The sequence below is a fragment of the uncultured Xanthomonas sp. genome (assembly GCF_964278005.1).
Lineage (GTDB): Bacteria > Pseudomonadota > Gammaproteobacteria > Xanthomonadales > Xanthomonadaceae > Xanthomonas_A > Xanthomonas_A sontii.
This window is the reverse complement of the sequence record NZ_CAXYKF010000025.1, coordinates 23,192-43,973: the sequence shown is the minus strand read 5'-3', so window position 1 is coordinate 43,973 and position 20,782 is coordinate 23,192. Positions and strand designations below refer to the sequence as shown.

Genomic DNA, 20,782 nt, shown 5'->3' with positions numbered 1-20,782 from the left:
CGGGGCATGGCGCTGCATCGGAGGCTTCGCCGGTGGCGGCCGAGGCAGGCCTTGCAGGAGCGGCTTCAGCCGCGACGCTCTACCGGTAATGCTTCTTCGCAGCTCAAGCCGCGCCTGCACGCAGGTGCCCTATCGCCACGCCATGCACCCGCATCTGGACGTCGGCTATGCCCCGCTCACCGCACCAGGAACGAGAGCATGCGCGCGATCCGCGCGTACGGCGGCTTCAGCAGGTCGCTGCCGGCGCGGCGCGACTGCCACAGGATCGGCAGCGCCTTGCTGAAGGCGTCGAAGCCGGCGCGGCCGTGGTAGGCGCCCATGCCGCTGGGGCCGATGCCGCCGAAGGGCAGCGCGTTGGCGGCGAAATGCAGCAGGCTGTCGTTGACGGTGACCCCGCCGGCGATGGTGGCATGCAGGATCGTCTCGATCCGCGCGCGGTCATGGCTGAAGGGATACAGCGCCAGCGGCCGGTCGCGGCTGTTGATCTCGGCGATGGCCGCGTCCAGGGAGCGGTAGCTGCGCACCGGCAGGATCGGGCCGAAGATCTCCTCCTGCATCAGCAGCGCGTCGTCGCCCGGCTGCAGCACCAGCGTGGGCACGATCAGCCGCTCCCGCTCGGCGCGTTCGCGCGCCACCGTGGCCAGTTCGATGACCTCCAGGCCGCGCGCGCGGGCATCGTCCAGGTAGCCGCGCAGGCGCCGGTACTGACCCTCGTTGACGATGCGGGTGTAATCCTCGGCGCTGGCGAAATCGCCGTAGCGCGCCAGCACCTGCGCACGCAGCGCCTGTACCAGCGCCGCCTCGCGGCCAGCGTCGATCAGCACGTAGTCCGGGGCGATGCAGGTCTGCCCGGCGTTGAACCACTTGCCGGTGGCCAGGCGCGCGGCGGCCTGGTCCAGCGGGTAGTCGGCGCAGACGATGGCCGGCGACTTGCCGCCCAGTTCCAGGGTCAGCGGGGTCAGGTTGGGGGCGGCGGCGGCCATCACCTTGCGCCCGACCGCGGTGGAGCCGGTGAACACCAGGTGGTCCAGCGGCAACGCCGCGAACGCCGACGCCACCTCGGCCCCGCCCAGCGCCACCGCCACCCGCTGCGGCGGGAACACCTCGGCCAGCAGCGACTGCAGGAACTGCGCGCTGCGCGGGGTGTGCTCGGAGGGTTTCAGGTAGACGTGGTTGCCGGCGGCGATGGCGGTGGCCAGCGGGATCAGCGCCAGGTTGACCGGGTAGTTCCACGGCGCGATCACCCCGACCACGCCGACCGGCACCGGCCGCACTTCCGCACGCGCCGGCCACAGCCGCCAGCCGGCGCCGACCCGCTGCGGGCGCATCCAGCGCTTCAGATGACGCAGCAGATGATCGATCTCGCCAAGCACGGTCATGCCGTCGGCGATCAGGGATTCGTGGCGCGAGCGGTGGCCGAAATCAGCGGCGATGGCATCGGCCATCTCCGGCAACCGCCGCTTCAGCGCCGCGCGCAGCCGCAGCAGGTCCTCGCGGCGCTGCGCCCGCTCCGGCTTGGCCGACTGCCAGGCCGCGCGCAGACGCTGCAGGGTGACTGGCAAGGCGGCCAGTGGCGTGTCGGCGGAAGCGGCGTCGGCGTCGGAGATCGGCATGGGCGCACTATACGACGGCGGTCGCGGCTGCCGTGCGCCACGTCGGGGGTCGGCAGCATGCGACCGAGACCCCGGGTCTGACGGTGGCTCGCGTCGGGACTGAAGTCCCTCCCACAAGAGAGCAGCAGCGACCGGGCGAGATGATGCGGCATCCCGTCTCGGGACCGGCAACCCCCACCCTTCCGGGGTCGGGACTGAAGTCCCCTCCCACGAGGGGCGCGCCGGCATCGCCGCGAACTGAAGTTTCCACCTGTGGGAGGGACTTCGGTCCCGACCCGATGGCGCCAGGCACGCGAGCAGATGTGCTACAGCGCCGCCGGCTCTTCCAGCAACCATGCCTGCAATTGCGCCAACGAGGCGACCTGGTGGTGCGGCACGATGTCCTCCGGCGCGGCGGCGCCGTGCGCATTGAACCAACAGGTGTGCAGGCCCGCGGCCAGGCCGCCGGCGATGTCCGCCTGCGGGTTGTCGCCGACCATCAGCACCTGCGCCGGCGGGGGGGCGCCGAGTTGCGCCAGCGCGTGCGCGAAGATTCCCGGGTGCGGCTTGGCCACGCCCACCACCTCGGAAATGGCGATGACTTCGAAGCGGTCGTGCAGCCCGGTACGCTGCAGGCGCGCGTTCTGCAGCGCGCCGAAGCCGTTGGTGACCAGGCCCAGGCGCGCGCGCCCACGCAAGGCGTCGAGCAGGTCCACCGCTCCGTCCAGCGGCGCACACAGCTCGGCCATCGCCGCCAGGAACGCCGTGTTCAAGGTCTCCGGCGCGGTCTGCAGGCGCTGCGCCCAGTCGGCGAAACGGCGCTGCTGCAATTGCAACGCGGTGATCGCGCCGTTCTGGTACTGCACCCACAGCGGCCGGTTGCACGCCGTGTACTCGGCGAACTCGGCTTCGCCGAACTGCACGCCGTAGCCGGCGAACATCCGCTGCAGGCCGGCGAAGGCATCGAAGTGGAACAACGTGTCGTCGGCGTCGAACAGGATCCAGCGGTAGCGCATGCGGCGAGACGATGCAGCGGCGGGCGGCCATGGTAGCGCCGCGACGGCCTCCCGCGCACGGACGGCGGCGCAGCGCTGCGCCGCCGTCCGCTGCCTTCATCCGCCCGTCCGCGCCAGGTCCTCGACCAGCAACTCGTAGGCATCGGCCGTGTTGCGCTTGAGGGTATAGGACAGCGCCCGGACCTGCCGCTCGCCGTAGGCATGGTCGTCGGTGCCCCGCACTGCCGTCCAGTGCGACGCCTCGTGCACCAGGGTCCCCGCCTGCTCCACCGCATCCAGGGTGAAGTACGCCGCGCACAGGTAGATCCGCTGCGGATTGTTCGGCCAGACGTATGCGATCGTGTTCTTGGCCTCGTGTTCGTCGAACTCGAACGCGACCTTACGGTCCAGACGCTGCAGCGCCGCGACAATCTGTCGGTAGTCCCGACGGTAGCCGTCCAGATGCGCGGCCGTGCCGCGGCTGTCGAAGTGCTTGCCGACCAACCCGGCGAGCGCCTGGTCCGACAATCCGAGGACCTGGTTGCAGAGGGCCACGGCGTTTGTGAGCGCCTGATCGGCGACCTGGAATTCCTGCTGGTTCAATGCGCGTGTCATCGTCTTGCCTCGTCATCGGACACATGGCCGTGACGCCAGCGTGCGGCGGCGTGCGCAAGCCAACACTCGGTCGGCACCCTAGATCGGCAGATGCAGAAGCTGATGCGATCAGCGCCCGGGCCAACGCAGGACGCCGGCACGAGGCCGGCGTCCTGGTCGATGGCAGCCGTGTCGATGGCTCAGTGCCCCGACCCGCGCGAGGCGCCCAGCCCGGTCTCGGCGCGGATCTGCTGCGCCTTGAACGCGGCGCGTTCCTTGCCGGCCTGCGCGCTGCGGTCCAGCACCGAGAACAGCCAGATGCCGACGAAGCCGATGGTGACCGAGAACAGCGCCGGCGAGGTGTACGGGAACGGCGCCGAACCGGTCGGGTTGCCCAGCGTGTCCACCCACACCGACGGCGACAGCACCGTCAGCACCAGCGAGGAGATCAGGCCCAGGAAACCGCCGATCACCGCACCGCGGGTGGTGCAGTTCTTCCACAGCAACGACAGGATCAGCACCGGGAAGTTGGCCGAGGCGGCGATGGCGAAGGCCAGCGACACCATGAAGGCCACGTTCTGCTTCTCGAACACGATGCCGAGCAGCACCGCGATCACACCCAGTGCGATGGTGGTGACGCGCGACACCTTCAGCTCCGAGCCCGGGGCGGGATTGCCCTTCTTGATCACCGTGGCGTACAGGTCGTGGGACACCGCCGAGGCGCCGGACAGGGTCAGGCCGGCAACCACCGCCAGGATGGTGGCGAAGGCCACCGCGGAGATGAAGCCCATGAACACGTTGCCGCCCACCGCGTTGCCGACCAGCACCGCCGCCATGTTGGCCGCGCCCTTGCCGCCGTGAATGGTGCCGGTGGCGACGTCGGCGAACTGCGGGTTGGTCAACACCAGGGCGATGGCGCCGAAGCCGATGATGAAGATCAGGATGTAGAAGTAGCCGATCCAGGTGGTGGCCCACAGCACCGACTTGCGCGCCTGCTTGGCGTCGGGGACGGTGAAGAAGCGCATCAGGATGTGCGGCAGACCGGCGGTGCCGAACATCAGCGCCATGCCGAAGGAGATCGCCGAGATCGGATCCTTGACGAAGCCGCCCGGGCCCATGATCGACAGGCCGGCAGTGGCTGCCTCTTCCGGCGAGGCGCCGCCGTTGGCCGCCACCGCGGTCTTCACCCGCACGCCCTCGGCGAACAGCGCCTCGAAGCTGAAGTTGAAGTGCCACATGATCGCCACGGCCATGAAGGTCACGCCGGTCAGCAGCAACACCGCCTTGATGATCTGCACCCAGGTGGTGGCGGTCATGCCGCCGAACAGCACGTAGACCATCATCAGCACGCCGACCAGGCTCACCGCCACCCAGTAGTCCAGGCCGAACAGCAGCTTGATCAGCGCGCCGGCGCCGACCATCTGCGCGATCAGGTAGAACAGCACCACCACCAGCGTGCCGGAGGCGGCGAAGCTGCGGATCGCGGTCGGCGCGAAGCGGTAGCCGGCCACGTCGGCGAAGGTGTACTTGCCGAGGTTGCGCAGGCGCTCGGCCATCAGGAAGGTCAGGATCGGCCAGCCGACCAGGAAGCCGATGGCGTAGATCAGGCCGTCGTAGCCGTTGGTCATCACCGCCGCGGTGATGCCCAGGAACGAGGCCGCCGACATGTAGTCGCCGGCGATCGCCAGGCCGTTCTGGAAGCCGGTGATGCCGCCGCCAGCGGTGTAGAAGTCCGACGCCGAGCGGGTCTTCTTCGCCGCCCACTTGGTGATCCACAGCGTGCCGGCGACGAAGAAGGCGAACATGCCGATCGCCACCCAGTTGGTCGGCTGCTTGTCGGTCGGGCCGACGTCGCCGCCGGCGGCCAGGGCCGCGCCGGCCGGCAGCAGCGCGGCCAGCAGCAGCAGGAGGAAGCGCAGGTGCTTGCTCATTGGCGGGCGTCCTCGAGGATGTCGGCGGTCAGCTGGTCGTACACGGTGTTGGCGCGACGCACGTAGATCGCGGTGATGGCGATGGTGAAGACCATCACCCCGATCGCGATCGGGATGCCGATGGTGGTGACGCCGCTGCCCATCGGCTGGGCCAGGAAGGCCTTGTCGAAAGCGATCAGGCCGATGAAGCCGAAATAGGCCAGCAGCATCAGGACGGTCAGCGTCCAGCCCAGCGCGTTGCGCTGGCGCTTGAGCGCGTGGTACTTCGGATTGGCGTCGATCTTGGCGATCAGCGCGTCGTTGGAGAGGCTCATGAGATGGCTCCGGTAAGTGGCCGCGGCGCGGATCAGAAGCTGTACTTGGTGGTGAACTGCAGGCGGGTGATGTCGCCCGTGGCGCCGCTTTCGATCTCGCGCTTGCCGTACATCAGCTCGGCGCCGATATCGACCTTGGGCAACGGCGAGTAGAAGACGTTGCCGCGGATGCTCTGCACGCTTTTGGTCACGGCCAGGCCGGTGCGCGCGGTGTCGTTGTCGTAGTCGCTGCGCGCGTAGATCAGGTTGGTGCGCAGCTTGGGCGAGAACGCGTGGCGCCAGCCGACGTAGCCGGCGACCACCCCGACCGTGTCCAGATCGCGGTCGGCGGCGGCGTACACCGCGTTCTGGGCGATGCCCAGGCCGATGTAGCGGCCGATGCCTTCGCCGCCGGTGAGCTGGTAGAACAGGCTGTCGCTGTCGCTGGCCACCCACTTGCCGCCCAGGGTCAGGCCGCCGGAGGCCTTGCTGGCATCGGCGCCGGTGGCGCGGTTGTCGACCTTCTGCTGGCCGACCACGCCGGCCACGCCGAAGCTGCCCCAGTCGCCCTTCCAGCCGTAGCGCACGGTCAGGTCCGGCAGCGCGCCGCGGTCGGAACTGGCGGTGCTGACCACGCCGGCCACGCTGCGCGTGTACAGCGTGGTTTCCGGATTCTCCAGGGCGATGCTGAAGCCGCCGTTGGTGTAGCGCAGCTGCGCCTGGCGCACGAACACCACGCCGTCGGTGGGGCCGATGAAGTCGGCCGCTTCCGGCAGCGCCGCCGGATCCATGAAGTTGGACCAGGTCTGGCCGGCCAGCCAGTGGTTCCAGTACATGTAGGCGTGGCGCAGGGTGGCGCCGTAGGTATTGGTGGCGGTCTGGGTGCCCAATGCATTGCCGAAGAAATCCAGTTCCACCAGCGCGCCGGCCTTGTTGCCGCCTTCGGTGACGCTGTCCACGCCGAAGTTGATCCTCGAGAACTTGGCATGCGCGTTGTAGTCGGTGCCGGACTTGGCCCCGCCCACCGGGGTCTGCCCGGGCAGGTACAGCGCGCGGCCGGTGGCGTCGTCGGCGAGCTGGCCGTCGCCGGTGCGGGTGGCCAGGAAGTCGGCCTTGATGAAGCCGCCGACCTTGAAGGTGGTGCCGGGCGTGGCCCCCGGGGTGATGGTGGTGACCTGGATCGGCGCCTTGCCGGCCGGCGGTGCCGGGGGTGGCGGCGGCGGCGCGGCCTGGGTCGAGCGGACCGCGGCGACCTCGGTCTGGGTCTGCGCGATCTGTCCCTGCTGCTGTTGCTGCGCCGACAGCAGTTGCTGCACCTGCCGTTCCAGCTCGGCCACGCGGGTCTCCAGCGCCTGTTCGCGCGCCGAGGGTTTGCCTTGGGCGAAGGCCGCGCCGGGCGCGACCAGGGCCACCAACAGCGCGGCCGCCAACGGGCGACGCGCCAAGGATGCGATGCGGTTGCTCATTACTCCCTCCCGAATAATGGATGGCCGCACGCATGCGCACGGCCGTAGCCCAGCGTGCGCGAGCGCGGCCGGCGCGCCTATTGGCCATTAGTCGAACGTCGGCTGAGTTACGACCATCGTCTAAGGCCCGGCGCGTGTGCGCTTAACGCCGGATGCGGCACACTGCGCGTTGACGCGCCGCCGCATGCGGCGCCCCGTTCAATGCAGAGGGAACCATGGCCGATCTCTATCCCGTCGATCCGCAGTTCGCCGCCCGTGCGCGGGTCGACAAGACCCAGTACCAGACCCAGTACAAGGAATCGGTGGAACAGCCGGAGGCGTTCTGGGGCAAGGTGGCCGAGCGCCTGGACTGGTTCAAGAAGCCGACCCGGATCAAGGACATCAGCTTCGCCCTGGACGACTTCCATATCCGCTGGTTCGACGACGGCGAACTCAACGCCAGCGTCAACTGCCTGGACCGGCAACTGGCCACCCGCGGCGACAAGACCGCGCTGCTGTTCGAGCCGGACAGCCCGGACGCGCCGTCCTACCGCGTCACCTATCGCGAGCTGTACGAGCGCGTGTGCCGGCTCGGCAACGCCCTGCGCGCGCTGGGCGTGCAGAAAGGCGACCGCGTCACCATCTACCTGCCGATGATCCCAGACGCGGCGGTGGCGATGCTGGCCTGCGCGCGCATCGGCGCGATCCACTCGGTGGTGTTCGGCGGCTTTGCGCCCAACTCGATCGCCGACCGCGTGATCGACTGCGGCAGCAAGCTGATCATCACCGCCGACGAAGGCCTGCGCGGCGGCAAGAAGATCCCGCTCAAGGCGAACGTGGACGCGGCGCTGAAGCTGCCCGGCACCACCAGCGTGGAAACCGTGCTGGTGGTACGCCACACCGGCGGCGCGGTGGACATGCAGGCCCCGCGCGACCGCTGGTTCCACGACGTGGTCGACACCCAGCCGGCCGAGTGCGAACCCGAGCGCATGAACGCCGAGGATCCGCTGTTCATCCTCTACACCTCCGGCTCCACCGGCAAGCCCAAGGGCGTGCTGCACACCACCGCCGGCTACCTGCTGTACGCGGCCTACACCCACGAGACCGTGTTCGACCTGCGCGAGGACGACATCTACTGGTGCACCGCCGACGTGGGCTGGGTCACCGGCCACAGCTACATCGTCTACGGGCCGCTGGCCAACGGCGCCACCGCGCTGATGTTCGAGGGCGTGCCCAACTACCCGAGCGTGTCGCGCTTCTGGGAAGTCATCGACAAGCACCAGGTGACGATCTTCTACACCGCCCCGACCGCGATCCGCGCGCTGATGCGCGAGGGCGAGGCGCCGGTGAAGAAGACCTCGCGCACGAGCCTGCGCCTGCTCGGCAGCGTCGGCGAGCCGATCAATCCCGAAGCCTGGCGCTGGTACTACGACGTGGTCGGCGACGGCCGCTGCCCGATCGTGGACACCTGGTGGCAGACCGAGACCGGCGGCATCCTGATCACCCCGCTGGCCGGCGCCATCGACCTCAAGCCCGGCTCGGCGACGCTGCCGTTCTTCGGCGTGCAGCCGGCGCTGGTCAGCGCCGACGGCGAGATTCTGGAAGGCGCCACCGAGGGCAACCTGGTGCTGCGCGATTCCTGGCCGGGGCAGATGCGCACCGTCTATGGCGACCACCAGCGCTTCATCGACACCTATTTCCGCACCTACCCGGGCAGCTATTTCACCGGCGACGGCTGCCGCCGCGATGCCGACGGCTACTACTGGATCACCGGCCGCGTCGACGACGTCATCAACGTCTCCGGCCACCGCATCGGCACCGCCGAAGTGGAGAGCGCGCTGGTTTCCCACCCCAAGGTCGCCGAAGCGGCGGTGGTCGGCTTCCCGCACGACATCAAGGGCCAGGGCATCTACGCCTACGTGACCCTGGTCGCCGAGGAGCAACCGAGCGAGGCCCTGCACAAGGAACTGGTGGCCTGGGTGCGCAACGAGATCGGCCCGATCGCCGCCCCCGACCACCTGCAGTGGGCGCTCGGCCTGCCCAAGACCCGCTCGGGCAAGATCATGCGCCGCATCCTGCGCAAGATCGCCGAGAACGCCCCCGACCAGCTCGGCGACACCTCGACCCTGGCCGATCCGTCGGTGGTGGATTCGTTGGTGAACGAACGACTCACGCGCTGACGCGCTACGCGCGTCGGGAATGGGGAGTCGAGAATGGGGAATGGGAAAAGCCGTTCCCCGGTCGCTTCGAGATCTTAGGCACCCGACACTCCGCTTTTGCCGTTCCCATTCCCCATTCCCGTTTCCCCATTCCCGGCCTCACCCATGCCCACCCTGCTGATCGCCGACGACCATCCCCTGTTCCGCGAGGCGCTGCGTGGGGCGGTGCAGCGGGTGATGCCGGGGGTGCAGTTGTACGAGGCCGACAGCGTCGAGGCGTTGTACGCGCTGGCCGATCGCCATGCCGATGCCGATCTGCTGCTGATGGATCTCAACATGCCCGGCGCGCAGGGCTTCAGCGCGCTGGTGCACATGCGCGCGCTGCATCCGCAGTTGCCGGTGGTGGTGGTGTCCGCGCGCGAGGAGCCGACGGTGATGCGGCGCGCGCTGGACCACGGCGCGTTCGGCTTCATTCCCAAGTCGGCCGACTCGGACACCATCGGCCTGGCCCTGGGCACGGTGCTGGACGGCGAGCACTGGGCACCGCCGGAAGCGCACAACGTGCCGCCCACCGACCGCGCCGAACGCGAGGTCGGGCAGCGCCTGCGCGAACTGACGCCGCAGCAGTTCCGGGTGCTGCAGATGCTCGGCGCCGGCAGCCTCAACAAGCAGATCGCCTACGACCTGGGCGTGTCCGAGGCCACGATCAAGGCGCACGTCACCGCGATCCTGCGCAAGCTCGGCGTCACCAACCGCACCCAGGCGGTGCTGCTGGCCGGCAAGCTGGCCATCGACAGCGACGCCATCGTGCTGCCGCCGGAAGAGGACTGAGCCGCGGCGACGCCTGGCGAAGGCGCGAGCGGAGCGGATGCGGCGCGTGCGCGCACGTTGGCATTGCGCACGCGGCACGCTGGGCGCCTCCTTGTGGGAGGGACTTCAGTCCCGACGTGCTGAACGCTGAGCGCCAGTCGCACTCTTCGGCGCGACGGAAGCCACCCCACGCGGCGGCGATGCGTCGATTGCTGCATCCGGGAAATGAGGACGCGTCCGTGGCGCTGTCCTGAAGTGGCGCACACATTCGCACCTCGCGCTCTATGGCTGAGTGCCACGGCGAGAGCCACATGCGCAGGGAGTGGGCATCCTCGACCTATCACGCACACACGCGTGCCGTACCGCCGCAGAGCCACCGTCGATATAGCCGCAGCTATCAAGATAAGCTGCAGGTTCGCGTGCGTTCCAGGGATGTTCGCCGCAGTTGGGCGCTGTTAGACTGCGCGTCCCCTTGGGGAGTAGCCTGCTGTCCGCCCTGCGCGGACAGCGCCCGTATCAACAGACTCGGCCGATGCGCCGTGGTACGGGCAGCCAGTTCGGTTGGCGAGACCAGCGGCGAGTGCGCAAGGCGAAGGCCGGGCGCGCGCGCTCGTCGTTGTCGCCTGTCCCGGTACGGTCCCCCATGTCGTTTCTTTCGATTCTCCTGCTCGGCATCGCCATGTCGACCGACGCGTTCGCCGCCGCCGTCGGCAAGGGCGCGGCGATGCAACGCCCACGCTGGGCCGACGCGCTGCGTGCCGGCCTGATCTTCGGCTGCATCGAGGCACTGACCCCGGCGCTGGGCTGGGTACTCGGCCAGGCCGCGTCCAAGTACGTGGTCGCCTTCGACCACTGGATCGCCTTCGGCCTGCTCGGCGCACTGGGCGTGCACATGATCGTCGCCGGCCTCAAGCCGGAGTCCGACACGCCCGAGGAGGCCGCGCCCAAGCGCCACGGCTTCTGGAACCTGGCCGCCACCGGCTTCGCCACCAGCATCGACGCGATGGCGGTCGGCGTCGGCCTGGCCTTCCTCGACGTGAACATCGTCGAGGTCGCGGCGATCATCGGCCTGTGCACGCTGACCATGGTCACCCTGGGCATCATGCTCGGCCGCGCGCTCGGCGCGCTCGCCGGCAAGCGCGCGGAGATCGTCGGCGGCGCTCTGCTGATCGCGATCGGCTGCACCATCCTGTTCGAACATCTGCATGGTGCAGGTTGATCGACGGGGCGCTGGTGCGGCCGGGATTGGGGATTCGGGAGTGGGGATGTGCGACGACGTGCGCGCCCATCCCACACCGACGGCGCCTTGGATCAAGCCGGCTTGGCGGTGAATTCGAGATAGGTGGACAGGATGTACTTGTCGCCGCTGCGCGGCGGCAGGCCGGCATGCAGGAACATCCAGTACGGCGGGAAGATCAGCAGGCGCTCCGGCGTAGTACCAGGCATCGAGCGTAAGCATGCTCCATTGGCGAGTCCACGCCGCCGCCAGTGCAATGGCATTGCGCCACGCCCCCCATGGAATTGGGTGGCGCGGCGCAATCAACATTCATCAGTTCTGCGGGAAGAATCCATAAATCGTCGTTACGCCACCAGAATCCGCGAAACTTTCGACGAAGCTGGCAACATCGCCTTTCATTGACGCTTCCGCCTGCGCCCTCGCAGGAACGGCTCTGACATCCGAATCCCGCTCGACACCCCCATCGATCAAGTCATTGAAAGAGGTGACCGGAAGATTCTTGATCGTGTAGTAGTGGTCGACAAGGAGATAGCCACCAGGTGTCTGCGTGTACTTCTCGATCTGGACTTGATTGCCGACCTTGACCGGCCCCCAACCGTTACTGCTTGCTGCGGATGCGTAGGCACTAAGCGCGATCTTCACGTAGCCCAGCACGGCGTCCGTATTTTTCGCCACAGCGCAGTCGGCACATTGAATGAAGATTTCATCGACCCTGTCGGTGACGACGGTGGCGCTTGCGCCGAACGATGCGGCGGACAGAACTACTCCCAACAGACCATATGCAAATTTCATGAGCTGAATCCTTGCCGTTGAAATTAAAGAAAGTACCGAGGAGATCCCCACAAGCAAAAAGCAGACAACAAAACACCACGCCTGGAATCGGCGCCCCATCAAGGGGCACCAACGCCATTTCCCTTATAAAAAACCCTTACGCATCAGAACTTGTACGTAGCACGCATCCAGTAGTAGCGGCCGAGCGTGTCGTAGGTGCTCACGTCGGTGTTCGCGTTCAACACGTTGTTCTGGTACATCATCGGCGGCTGCTTGTTGGTCAGGTTGTCCACGCCCAGATCCAGGCGCAGGTTGGCCCCGGCCATGTCGTAGCCCACCTGCAGCGCGTGGTACATGTAGCTGCCGTAGTTCAGCACCACACCCTTGTCATGCCCGTCGGCGGACATGTTCTGGCTCAGGTCGCCGCTGCCGACCTGCATCTTGCCGACCCAGCGGGTGGTCCAGCTCGCATCCCAGTTGCCCAGCTTCCAGCCGAACAGCGCATGCGCGCGCCAATGCGCGTAGTTGCCATAGGACGAGTTGTAGCGCCCGGCCATGTGCACCACCGTGTCTCCGGTGTCGATGTCGTAGCGGTGCAGGTAGGTGCTGTCCACAGTCACGGTGAACTTGCCGTAGTCGGTAGCGGGCAGCGCGTAGCTCGCGCCGAGGTCGATGCCCTGGGTGTTGAGCTTGCCGATGTTGACCACCGGCGTCTGGATGTGGTCGATGTTGCCGGCGCTTGGGGTGCCGGCGGCGTAGCGGTGGAGGTAGCTGCAGTACGGGCTGTTGTCATCGTTGTAGCAGAGGTCGGCTACGGTCTGCGCGGAGATCGGCTGGATCAGGTCGTCGAGCTTGACCTTCCACCAGTCGAGGTTGACCGACAGGCCCGGTACGTACTCGGGGCTGTACACCAGGCCGTAGTCGAACGAGGTGCCCTTCTCCGGCTTGAGCTGGTAGCCCACGTAGGTGGCGCCGGACTTGATCGCGTTGGTCTGCGACAGGCCTGTGCCGCTCCAGCCGGCCGGCACACCGGCGCAGGCAGTGGCGTGGCCGCTGCCGCTGTAGCCGACGCAGGGGTCGATGAAGTTCGGCGCGTCGGCGGTCGGGCCCTGGTAGATGTCGGTGATGGTCGGCGCGCGGAACACCTGCGCCGCCGTGCCGCGCACCAGCAGGTCGTGGATCGGCCGCCACTCCACCTGGAACGAGGCGCTGTTATTGCCCGAGCGCACGCTGCTGTAGTCGGAGTAGCGGTCGCTCAGGGTCAGGTTGAGCGCGCCGATCGGCGAGGACTGCTCCAGCACCGGCATGAACAGCTGTGCATAGGCCTCCTTGACGTTGAAGCTGCCGCTCAGCGGAGAAGCACAGGCTTCGGAGGAAACCGCGCAAGTGTTGTCGCTGTTGATCAGCGCGTTGGCCGACACGCTGGAACTCAGGCTCTCCTTGCGGTACAGCGCACCGACTGCCAGCTGCGCGGCACCGGCCGGCATCTCCCACAGACTGCCGTTGGCGCTAGCTTCCCACTGCCGCATGATGGTGGTGGTTTCCTGGCGCGGAATCGATTCGTTGCTGTTCAGCCAGGCGACCGTGGCCGGGCTGCCCTGATCCAGGATGTTGACCTGCCCACTGTTGATCGCGTTCTGCAACGCGGCGTAATCGACGTAGCCGTGGCTCCAGTTGCGCTGGCGGTAGTGGCCGTAGTTGAAGTTGGCGTCCCACACCCAGCTACTGTCGCCGATGCCGCCCTTCAGGCCGATCACATCCTGATCGGTGGCCGTGTCGTAGAAGCCTTCGCGCTGGCCGAGCGAGGTGAAGCGCGTCTGATACTCGTAGCCGTTGGGGCCGAACTCCACGCCGAACGGGTTGTACGGATTGTTGGCGGCGACGGTGATGCCGTCGTTCTGCGCGTCGAGCGGCAGCGGCGCGATCGCGAAGTTGGACATGGTGTGGTTGTGGTAGGCGTTGACGTACGCCTGCATCGAGTCGGTGATGTTGAAGCTGCCGAGCACGAAGCCACCGACGCGCTGTTGCGGCGTCAGCAGCAGGTTCTGTGCCTCGTAGTTGTACGAATCAGCCGAGGAGCTGTAGCACTTGTAGCCGCCGTTGCCGTTGCCGGTCAGCGCGCCATCGGGCTTGCAACCGTTGGCCGCCAGAGTCGCCGCCGGCAGCTTGTAGTAGCCGGTCGGGGTCCGTGCGGAACCGCCCTTGTAGACGCTGCCGCTGGACAGGTACATCGCGTACTTGGAGAACGCGCGGTTGGCGGTGGAGACTTCCTTCTGCTTGTTGTAGTCCAGGCCGACCACCACGTTGCCGCGGTCCCAGGTCTTGCCGAAGGTGAAGCTGCCGCCCTGGCGCGCGCCGTCGCCGCGGCTGGTCTGGCCGTAGTTGGCGGAGACTTCGCCGCCTTCGAAGTTCTTGCGCAGGATGAAGTTGACCACGCCGCCGATGGCGTCGGAGCCGTACATCGCCGAGGCGCCGACCTTCAGCACTTCGACATGGTCGATCATGTTGGCCGGGATCGAGTTGACGTCGTTGTTCTGGATGCGGTGGCCGTCGATCAGGATCAGCGTGCGCTCGTCGCCGAGGCCGCGCAGCGAGATGGTCGAGGCGCCGTCGCCGCCGCCGTTGTTGACCTGCGGGTTGGTCGCGGCGCCGGCGATGCCGGGCAGCGCCTGCAGCAGATCGCCCAGGGTCTGCTTGCCGCTCTGCTGGATCTGCTGGCGATCGACCACGGCGACCGGGCTGGCGGTCTCCACATCCACGCGGCGCACCAGCGAACCGGTGACGGTGAGCTTGTCCAGGGTCACCGGCGCGTCGCCGGACGCGGACGCCGCCGGCGTGGCGCTCTGCGCATAGAGCGTGGCGGGAAGCGTCGCCATGGCCAGGCAAACGGCGTGAGCGAGTCTGTTCTTTGCTACGGACATCGGGAAGACCTCATGTGATGTGCGACAAGCGCCGGCTGCACGCAGGCGCGAACCATCCCGGGCGCGGAAACGCGCGGCGGGTGAAATGGATGCCTCGGGCCAGCGGTCCATTACAGGACCGTCAGGCACTTGTTAGTTTTTTATAAGAAGGGTGTTGTTTCGGTGTGCCAACGTGCGCCATCCCCTGACAAAAACACCGCTTCAAGCGCGGTACAGCGCACGCTGCGTTTTTGCCGTTCAACCAGCAGACGGGAACGGTTCAGACAACACGCAACGCTCAGTCGACGCGGTAGTCCCAGCGTCGCAGGAACGGCTGCAGCATCGGCAGTACCGGCGCGAAGGCGTCGCGATAGGCGTGCCAGCGGTCCAGGGCCTTGCGGTTGATGCCCTCCACCACCTGCGCGTAGCTGGGCGTGCTGATGAAGCCCTTGGCCCGCGCGTGGCGCTGGAAGTCCAGCAGCCGCTCCGGCTGCTGCAGCTGCAGGAACTGCCCCAGACGCGCCACCTGCGCCTGCGGATCGGCCACCAGGTCCTCGTAGCGCAACTCCAGCGTGCGTGGCTGCAGCAGGGCGGCGTGGTAGAGCCAGAACTCCATCGCGTCGGCATAGCCGCGCGCCAGCCGCGGCAGGCTGGCACACAGCAGGGCGAATGCCGGCGAGCGGAACGCCTGCATGTAGCAGCTCAGCAGCACGTCGCAGGGATGGCGCAGCGCCAGGATCACCGGCGCCTCGGGGAACAGGCGCCGGATCAGCGGCAAGCGCAGCAGGTTCAACGGGTTCTTGTCGACCAGGCGCTGGCCCGGCTGCAGCTGCACCACCCCGCGCACCGCCTGCCAGTACTCGGCGCGCAGCGCGTCACAGGCGGCATCGTCGAGCTCGCCCAGTCCGTCCGGCCAGGCCACGCCGCGCGCCTCCAGGCGGTCGGCCAGTCCCTGCAGGAACGGCCGCTCGTCCATCGCCATCAACTGCGGGTGGGCGTCGAGCATCTGTTCCAGCAAGGTGGTACCCGAGCGCGGGAAGCCGACCACGAAGATCGGCGAGTCGGCCATGGCCGGCGCGGTCACCGGCCGCGCCGCGGCATGGCGTGCCGGATCCCAGCGGGCCTGCGCGACCGGCAATGGCGGTGCGTCCGCCGCCGCCAGCTCCGGCACCAGCGCGGCCAGGCCCTCGACCTGGCCGGCATGGCCCTGCGCGCAGGCATGCAGCGCTTCGTCGTGAAGGCCGAGGCGATCGCAGACCCGCGCCAGGGCGAAGAACAGGTTGCTCTGCTTGCGCCGGTCGACCGCACTGCCATCGGCCAACAGCCCGAGCAGCAGCGCATGCGCCCGCTGCCAGTGGCCCTCGCGCATCGCCAGCACCGCCAGCGCATTGCTGGCGTCCTGGCGCACGTCCGGGTCGTCGATCCGTTCCGGCGGCGGCAGCTGCGCGGCGGCCTCGCGCGCCTGCGGCAGGCGGTTGGCGCGCTCGAGCACCAGCACCAGCCGCGACCAGGCCCGCGCCGGCTGCGCCATTGGCCCCTTGGCACAGGCGCGCAGCAGGTCGCAGGCGGTGTCGGTCTCGCCGCCCTGCGACAGCAGCCAGGCCAGTTCCACGGTAGTGTCCGGATCCAGCGGCGGCCACTGCCGCCAGTCGGCGATCAGCGCCTGCACGCGCTGGAAGTCGCCGCACTCATGGCAGGCCATCGCCGCGTGCACGCACAGCGGCGGCGCCTGCGGCGCCAGCGCGTGGGCATCGAGCAGGTGTTCGCGGGCCGCGGCGTAATCGCCGGCGTCCATCGCCAGCAGGCCGAGGTTGTGGTGCGGCAGCGGATCGTCCGGCGCCAGCGCGCGGGCGCGCAGATAGGCCTCGGCGGCCGGGCCAGGGTCGCCGGCCTCGCGCAGCGCCGTGCCCAGGTTGTTCCAGTGCGCGACCTCGTGCGGCTCGCGCTCGGCCAGCCTGCGGTACACCGCGGCGGCCGGCGCCGGCTGGCCCTGCATCTGCAGGCTCATCGCCAGCAGACTGCTGGCCAGGACATCGTCGGGGCGCTGCCGCAGGTAGGCGCGGGCACCGCGTTCGAGGGTCCGCGCCTGGCCGGCCTCCAGCGCCGCCAGCAGGTCCGGGAGCGGGGGGATCGCGGTGTCGTCCAGGGAGGTCATGCGCAGGCGGGTCGTGGGCGGTCCTCCACCTTAGCCGCCCGCCCGCGCCGTGCGCCACGCCGGTCGCGCCGACGGCTGCCACACAACCCATACATTGCCGTTACGAAGCCGCGCGACCGCTCCTAGATCGGATCGTGGTAGGCGGTGAGGAAGGCGCGCAGCGAGGCCGGCTTGACCGGCTTGGTCAGCAGCCGGTAGCCGCGCTCGCGGGCCTGCAGCTTCAGTTCGTCGCGGCCGTCGGCGGTGAGCAAGGCGCCGGCCACCGGTCCGGGCATCGCCGCGCGCAGCGCATCCAGCGTCTCCAGGCCGTCGAGCCGGTCGTGCAGGTGGTAATCGACCAGCATCATCTGCGGCGCGCACGCGGCCTGCGCCAGCGCCTCGTCGACGGTGCTGGCGCAGATCACCTCCACCTGCCAACGGCCGAGCAGCGCGCGCATGCCGTCGAGGATTTCCTGATCGTTGTCCACGCACAGCACGCGCAGCCCGGCCAGCGAATCGGCTGCGGCCGCCGCGCGTGGCGCGCGTTGCAGCGCCTGCGGCGGTGGCGCCGCCCGCGGCACGTTGATGGAGAACATGCTGCCGTGGCCGACGCGGCTGCGCGCATCCAGGTCGTGGCCGAGCAGGCGCGAGATGCGCTGGCAGATCGACAGGCCCAGGCCCAGCCCCTGCTCGCCCCAGTCGAACGGCTGCTGGTAGCGCTGGAACTCGTCGAAGATCTGCTGCATGTGGTGCGGCGGGATGCCGGGGCCGGTGTCCCAGACCTGCAGTTCCAGCGCCGCGCCGCGGCGGCGCATGCCCAGCACGATGCGGCCCTGGCGGGTGTAGCGCAGCGCGTTGGCGAGGAAGTTCTGCAGCACCCGGCGCAGCAGCCGGCGATCGCTGCGCACCCACAGCGGGCGCGCGTACACGTGCAGGCGCAGGCCGCGGCCGGCGGCGATCGGGCTGTACTGCGCGGCCAGTTCGCGCAGCAGCAGGCCGGCATCGACGTCCTCGATGGTTGGGCGCAGGCCGCCGGCATCCAGCCGCGACACGTCGAGCAGGCCGTCGAGCAGTTCCTCGGCCGCGCGCAGCGAGGCGTCCACGCGCTCGGCCAGATGCCGCTGCTCCTCGCTCTGGTGCGCGTCGCGCAAGGCCGAGGCGAACAGGCGTGCGGCGTTGAGCGGCTGCAGCACGTCGTGGCTGATCGCGGCCAGGAAGCGGGTCTTGGATTGCTGCGCCAGTTCGGCCGCGCGCGAGCGCTCGGCCACGCGCTGCTCCAGGGTCTCGTTGGCCTCGAGCAGCGCCTGCTCGGCGCGCTTGTAGTCGGTGATGTCGTTGTAGCTGGTGACGTAGCCGCCGCCGGGCAGCGGCTGGCCGCGCATCTCGATCACTTTGCCGTCGCTGCGGGTGCGTTCGAACACGTGCGGGGTGCCGGCGCGCATGTGCGCGATGCGGCGGGCGATCTGGTCTTCCACCTGGCCGCCGCCGAGTTCGCCGCGCTCGGCGTTGTAGCGGATCAGGTCGGCGACCGGCCGGCCGACGTAGAGCATGCCGTCGGGATAGCCGAACATCTGCTGGTAGCGGCGGTTCCATGCGGTCAGGCGCATCGCCGGATCCACCACGCTGACCCCGGCGCTGATGTTCTCCAGCGTGGTGGACAGGATCTCGCGGTTGAAGCGCAGTTCCTGCCCGGCCTCGTCGAGCACCGCCACCACCTCACCCAGGTCCATGCCCGAGCCGCGCAGCAGGCTGGTCAGCACCAGACGCGCGGAGGCCGCGCCGATCGAGGCGGCAAGCAGGCGTTCGGTGAACTGCACCCAGACGCGGTCGGCCACCGCAGTGGGCTGCGGCTCGCGGCCGAGCAGTTGCGCCTGTTCGGCGAAGGCGCGGCGGGCATGACGCTCGCCGACCATGCGCTCGGCCAGCGCCTGCAGGTCGACCACGCGCACCTGCCCGAGCCAGTCGCCGGCCACCGCCGGGCGCTGCGAGTACGGCTCCAGGAACGGCGCCGCGCGCAGGCGCTCGTCCAGGCCCGGGCGCCAGCGTGCCGACACCAGCATCATCGTGCCGACGTTGACCAGCAGCGACCAGAACGTGCCATGCGCCAGCGGGTCCCAGCCGCTCATGCCGAACAACTGCTGCGGGCGTAGCCAGGAAATGCCGAACGGCCCGTCCAGCAGCCACGCCGGCGCCAGCCAGCCGGCCTGGGTCAGTGCCGGCAGCAGCAGCGTGTAAATCCAGGTGGCGAAGCCCAGCACCATGCCGGTCTCCACGCCCTTGCGGCTGGCGCCGCGCCAGTACAGCCCGCCGATCACGCCCGGCGCGAACTGCGCCACCGCGGCGAAGGCCATCAGCCCGTACGAGGCCAGCGTCGTGTCGTTGCTGCTGCTGCAGTAATAGCCGTAGGCGATCAGCGCCAGCAGCAGGATCGCCAGGCGGCGGATCCACAGCACCTTCGAGGCCACGTCGGCACCGGCCGCCTGGTGCCCGCGGCGGCGCAGCAGCACCGGCATCACCAGGTCGTTGCTGATCATCGTCGCCAGCGCGATGCTGGAGACGATGACCATGCCGGTGGCGGCGGAGAACCCGCCCACGTAGGCGACCAGCGCCAGCGCGGTGCGGCTTTCGGCCAGCGGCAGCGCCAGCACGATGCTGTCGTCGGCCACGTCGCCGCCGCCGAACAGCGCGATGCCGGCGGCGGCGATCGGCACCACCATCGCCGAGATCAGCACCAGATACAGGCCGAACAGCCAGCGCGCCTTGCGGATGTCGCCGACGTCGCTGCACTCCACCACCGCCACGTGGAACTGCCGTGGCAGGCACACCAGCGCCAGGAAGCTGAGCAGGGTCTGCGAGATGAAGCCCACCGGCGGGGTGTTCTGGAACAGCGTGCGCGTGGACTGCAGCACCTGGCCGCCGTCGCGTGCGGACAGCCACACGTAGGCGAACACGCCCACCGCCACCATCGCCAGCAGCTTCACCACCGACTCCAGCGCGATCGCCAGCATCATGCCGTGGTGGTGCTCGGTGGCATCGACCTGGCGGGTGCCGAACAGCGTGGCGAACAGCGCCATCCCCAACGCCACGTACAGCGCCGGATCGGCGTAGAACGGCGCACCGGCGCTGGACTGGCCGCTGAGCACCTGCAGGCTCATCGCCACCGCCTTGTACTGCAGCGCCAGGTACGGCACCACGCCGACCAGCGCGATCACCGCCACCAGCGCGGCCAGGCGCCGCGAGCGGCCGTAGCGCGAGGAGATGAAGTCGGCGATGGACACCGTATTCTCGCTGCGCGCGATCAGCGCCAGGCGCTCGACGATGCGCCAGCCGAACAGCAGCATCAGCAGCGGGCCCAGGTAGATCGGCAGATAGCCGGCGCCGTTGCGCACCGCGCTGCCGACCGCGCCGTAGAACGTCCATGACGAGCAGTACACGGCCAGCGCCAGGCTGTACACCGCCGGCCGCAGCCACGGCCGCTCCGGATACAGCGGACGGCGGTCGCCCCACCACGCCACCGCGAACAGCAGCGCCGCATAGCCGACCGACACCAGCAGCAGGATCCAACTGGAAACCAAAGGCGAGCCCCCACGACGATGCGTGCAGTCTAGAGGGTGGGATGCGTTTCGGCGTAGTCGGGAGTTCGGCTCGCTGCGTCTGGCCTGCGTTGCGCGTGCACCATGCTTGGTTGCCGCGGGGCAGGTGAGGCGGCGGCTGCCCATACACTTAACCGCGCTTCCCTTGGCAGGCATACCGCAGGCTTTGCTTCGGCTGTGGAAAGCGCTTCTTTTGGTTTTTCTTTAGCAGAAGCAAAGCTTTCGCCTTGCGGCGAGTTCCTTTTCTTTGCTTGTGCAAAGAAAAGGAACCAAAAGAAAGCACACCCTGCCTTGCGCCCTCCGCGCTGCGCGCTCCGGGTCCGCGTCC

14 protein-coding genes are annotated in these 20,782 nt (G+C 68.7%); 3 read left to right on the top strand and 11 right to left on the bottom strand.

The annotated features are described in order from the left end of the window. Positions 1–176: 176 nt before the first annotated feature. From ACHWVH_RS18335 to ACHWVH_RS18310, 6 genes are all read right to left on the bottom strand, one after another. Positions 177–1,613 (bottom strand): coniferyl aldehyde dehydrogenase, encoded by a 1,437-nt coding sequence (locus tag ACHWVH_RS18335; protein ID WP_295924260.1) that lies wholly within the window; start codon positions 1,611–1,613, stop codon positions 177–179. Positions 1,614–1,918: 305 nt separating this feature from the next. Next, positions 1,919–2,608, bottom strand: a complete 690-nt coding sequence (gene yjjG, locus ACHWVH_RS18330) for a pyrimidine 5'-nucleotidase (RefSeq protein WP_394687715.1) — start codon at positions 2,606–2,608, stop codon at positions 1,919–1,921. Positions 2,609–2,704: 96 nt separating this feature from the next. Further along, a complete protein-coding gene (locus ACHWVH_RS18325) occupies positions 2,705–3,202 on the bottom strand; it encodes a M35 family metallopeptidase (RefSeq protein ID WP_267098867.1) in 498 nt (165 codons plus the stop codon). A gap of 179 nt (positions 3,203–3,381) precedes the next feature. Then, complete coding sequence (locus ACHWVH_RS18320) at positions 3,382–5,112, bottom strand: cation acetate symporter (RefSeq protein ID WP_394687714.1); 1,731 nt, start codon at positions 5,110–5,112, stop codon at positions 3,382–3,384. Then, positions 5,109–5,426, bottom strand: coding sequence for a DUF485 domain-containing protein (locus ACHWVH_RS18315; RefSeq protein ID WP_017915354.1), 318 nt, complete (start codon positions 5,424–5,426; stop codon positions 5,109–5,111). The genes ACHWVH_RS18320 and ACHWVH_RS18315 overlap by 4 nt, the downstream gene beginning before the upstream one ends. Positions 5,427–5,458: 32 nt before the next feature. After that, on the bottom strand, positions 5,459–6,871 hold the full coding sequence (locus tag ACHWVH_RS18310; protein ID WP_394687713.1) for a DcaP family trimeric outer membrane transporter: 1,413 nt from the start codon (positions 6,869–6,871) through the stop codon (positions 5,459–5,461). Positions 6,872–7,086: 215 nt separating this feature from the next. On the opposite strand from ACHWVH_RS18310, the gene acs reads away from it, so the two are divergent. From acs to mntP, 3 genes are all read left to right on the top strand, one after another. Further along, positions 7,087–9,030: an acetate--CoA ligase gene (gene acs, locus ACHWVH_RS18305; protein ID WP_394687712.1), complete on the top strand. Its 1,944-nt coding sequence runs from the start codon at positions 7,087–7,089 to the stop codon at positions 9,028–9,030. Positions 9,031–9,174: 144 nt separating this feature from the next. Continuing rightward, entirely contained in the window at positions 9,175–9,840 is a 666-nt protein-coding gene (locus tag ACHWVH_RS18300; RefSeq protein WP_010342764.1) for a response regulator transcription factor, read from the top strand. Positions 9,841–10,462: 622 nt separating this feature from the next. After that, the gene (mntP, locus tag ACHWVH_RS18295; protein ID WP_017915357.1) at positions 10,463–11,038 is read left to right on the top strand and encodes a manganese efflux pump MntP; all 576 of its coding nucleotides are present in this window, start codon (positions 10,463–10,465) and stop codon (positions 11,036–11,038) included. Positions 11,039–11,130: 92 nt separating this feature from the next. Here mntP and ACHWVH_RS18290 read toward each other — a convergent pair whose 3' ends face one another. The 5 genes from ACHWVH_RS18290 to ACHWVH_RS18270 all read right to left on the bottom strand — a co-directional run bounded on the left by ACHWVH_RS18290 (position 11,131) and on the right by ACHWVH_RS18270 (position 20,436). Beyond that, positions 11,131–11,265, bottom strand: a complete 135-nt coding sequence (locus ACHWVH_RS18290) for a hypothetical protein (RefSeq protein WP_394687711.1) — start codon at positions 11,263–11,265, stop codon at positions 11,131–11,133. A 103-nt stretch (positions 11,266–11,368) separates the two neighbouring features. Continuing rightward, positions 11,369–11,848, bottom strand: a complete 480-nt coding sequence (locus ACHWVH_RS18285) for a hypothetical protein (protein WP_150409502.1) — start codon at positions 11,846–11,848, stop codon at positions 11,369–11,371. Between the two features lie 143 nt (positions 11,849–11,991). Then, complete coding sequence (locus ACHWVH_RS18280) at positions 11,992–14,703, bottom strand: TonB-dependent receptor (RefSeq protein ID WP_267113592.1); 2,712 nt, start codon at positions 14,701–14,703, stop codon at positions 11,992–11,994. A 322-nt stretch (positions 14,704–15,025) separates the two neighbouring features. Next, positions 15,026–16,882, bottom strand: coding sequence for a sulfotransferase (locus ACHWVH_RS18275; RefSeq protein ID WP_394687710.1), 1,857 nt, complete (start codon positions 16,880–16,882; stop codon positions 15,026–15,028). Between the two features lie 122 nt (positions 16,883–17,004). After that, positions 17,005–20,436, bottom strand: a complete 3,432-nt coding sequence (locus ACHWVH_RS18270; protein ID WP_394687709.1) for a NahK/ErcS family hybrid sensor histidine kinase/response regulator — start codon at positions 20,434–20,436, stop codon at positions 17,005–17,007. Between the last annotated feature and the right edge of the window lie 346 nt (positions 20,437–20,782).

Coding starts and splice junctions, on each gene's coding strand:
- ACHWVH_RS18310 (WP_394687713.1), bottom strand. CDS start 6,871: ATGAGCAACCGCATCGCATCCTTGGCGCGTCGCCCGTTGGCGGCCGCG.
- ACHWVH_RS18335 (WP_295924260.1), bottom strand. CDS start 1,613: ATGCCGATCTCCGACGCCGACGCCGCTTCCGCCGACACGCCACTGGCC.
- ACHWVH_RS18290 (WP_394687711.1), bottom strand. CDS start 11,265: ATGCCTGGTACTACGCCGGAGCGCCTGCTGATCTTCCCGCCGTACTGG.
- ACHWVH_RS18320 (WP_394687714.1), bottom strand. CDS start 5,112: ATGAGCAAGCACCTGCGCTTCCTCCTGCTGCTGCTGGCCGCGCTGCTG.
- ACHWVH_RS18275 (WP_394687710.1), bottom strand. CDS start 16,882: ATGACCTCCCTGGACGACACCGCGATCCCCCCGCTCCCGGACCTGCTG.
- ACHWVH_RS18280 (WP_267113592.1), bottom strand. CDS start 14,703: ATGGCGACGCTTCCCGCCACGCTCTATGCGCAGAGCGCCACGCCGGCG.
- acs (WP_394687712.1), top strand. CDS start 7,087: ATGGCCGATCTCTATCCCGTCGATCCGCAGTTCGCCGCCCGTGCGCGG.
- yjjG (WP_394687715.1), bottom strand. CDS start 2,608: ATGCGCTACCGCTGGATCCTGTTCGACGCCGACGACACGTTGTTCCAC.
- mntP (WP_017915357.1), top strand. CDS start 10,463: ATGTCGTTTCTTTCGATTCTCCTGCTCGGCATCGCCATGTCGACCGAC.
- ACHWVH_RS18285 (WP_150409502.1), bottom strand. CDS start 11,848: ATGAAATTTGCATATGGTCTGTTGGGAGTAGTTCTGTCCGCCGCATCG.
- ACHWVH_RS18325 (WP_267098867.1), bottom strand. CDS start 3,202: ATGACACGCGCATTGAACCAGCAGGAATTCCAGGTCGCCGATCAGGCG.
- ACHWVH_RS18300 (WP_010342764.1), top strand. CDS start 9,175: ATGCCCACCCTGCTGATCGCCGACGACCATCCCCTGTTCCGCGAGGCG.
- ACHWVH_RS18315 (WP_017915354.1), bottom strand. CDS start 5,426: ATGAGCCTCTCCAACGACGCGCTGATCGCCAAGATCGACGCCAATCCG.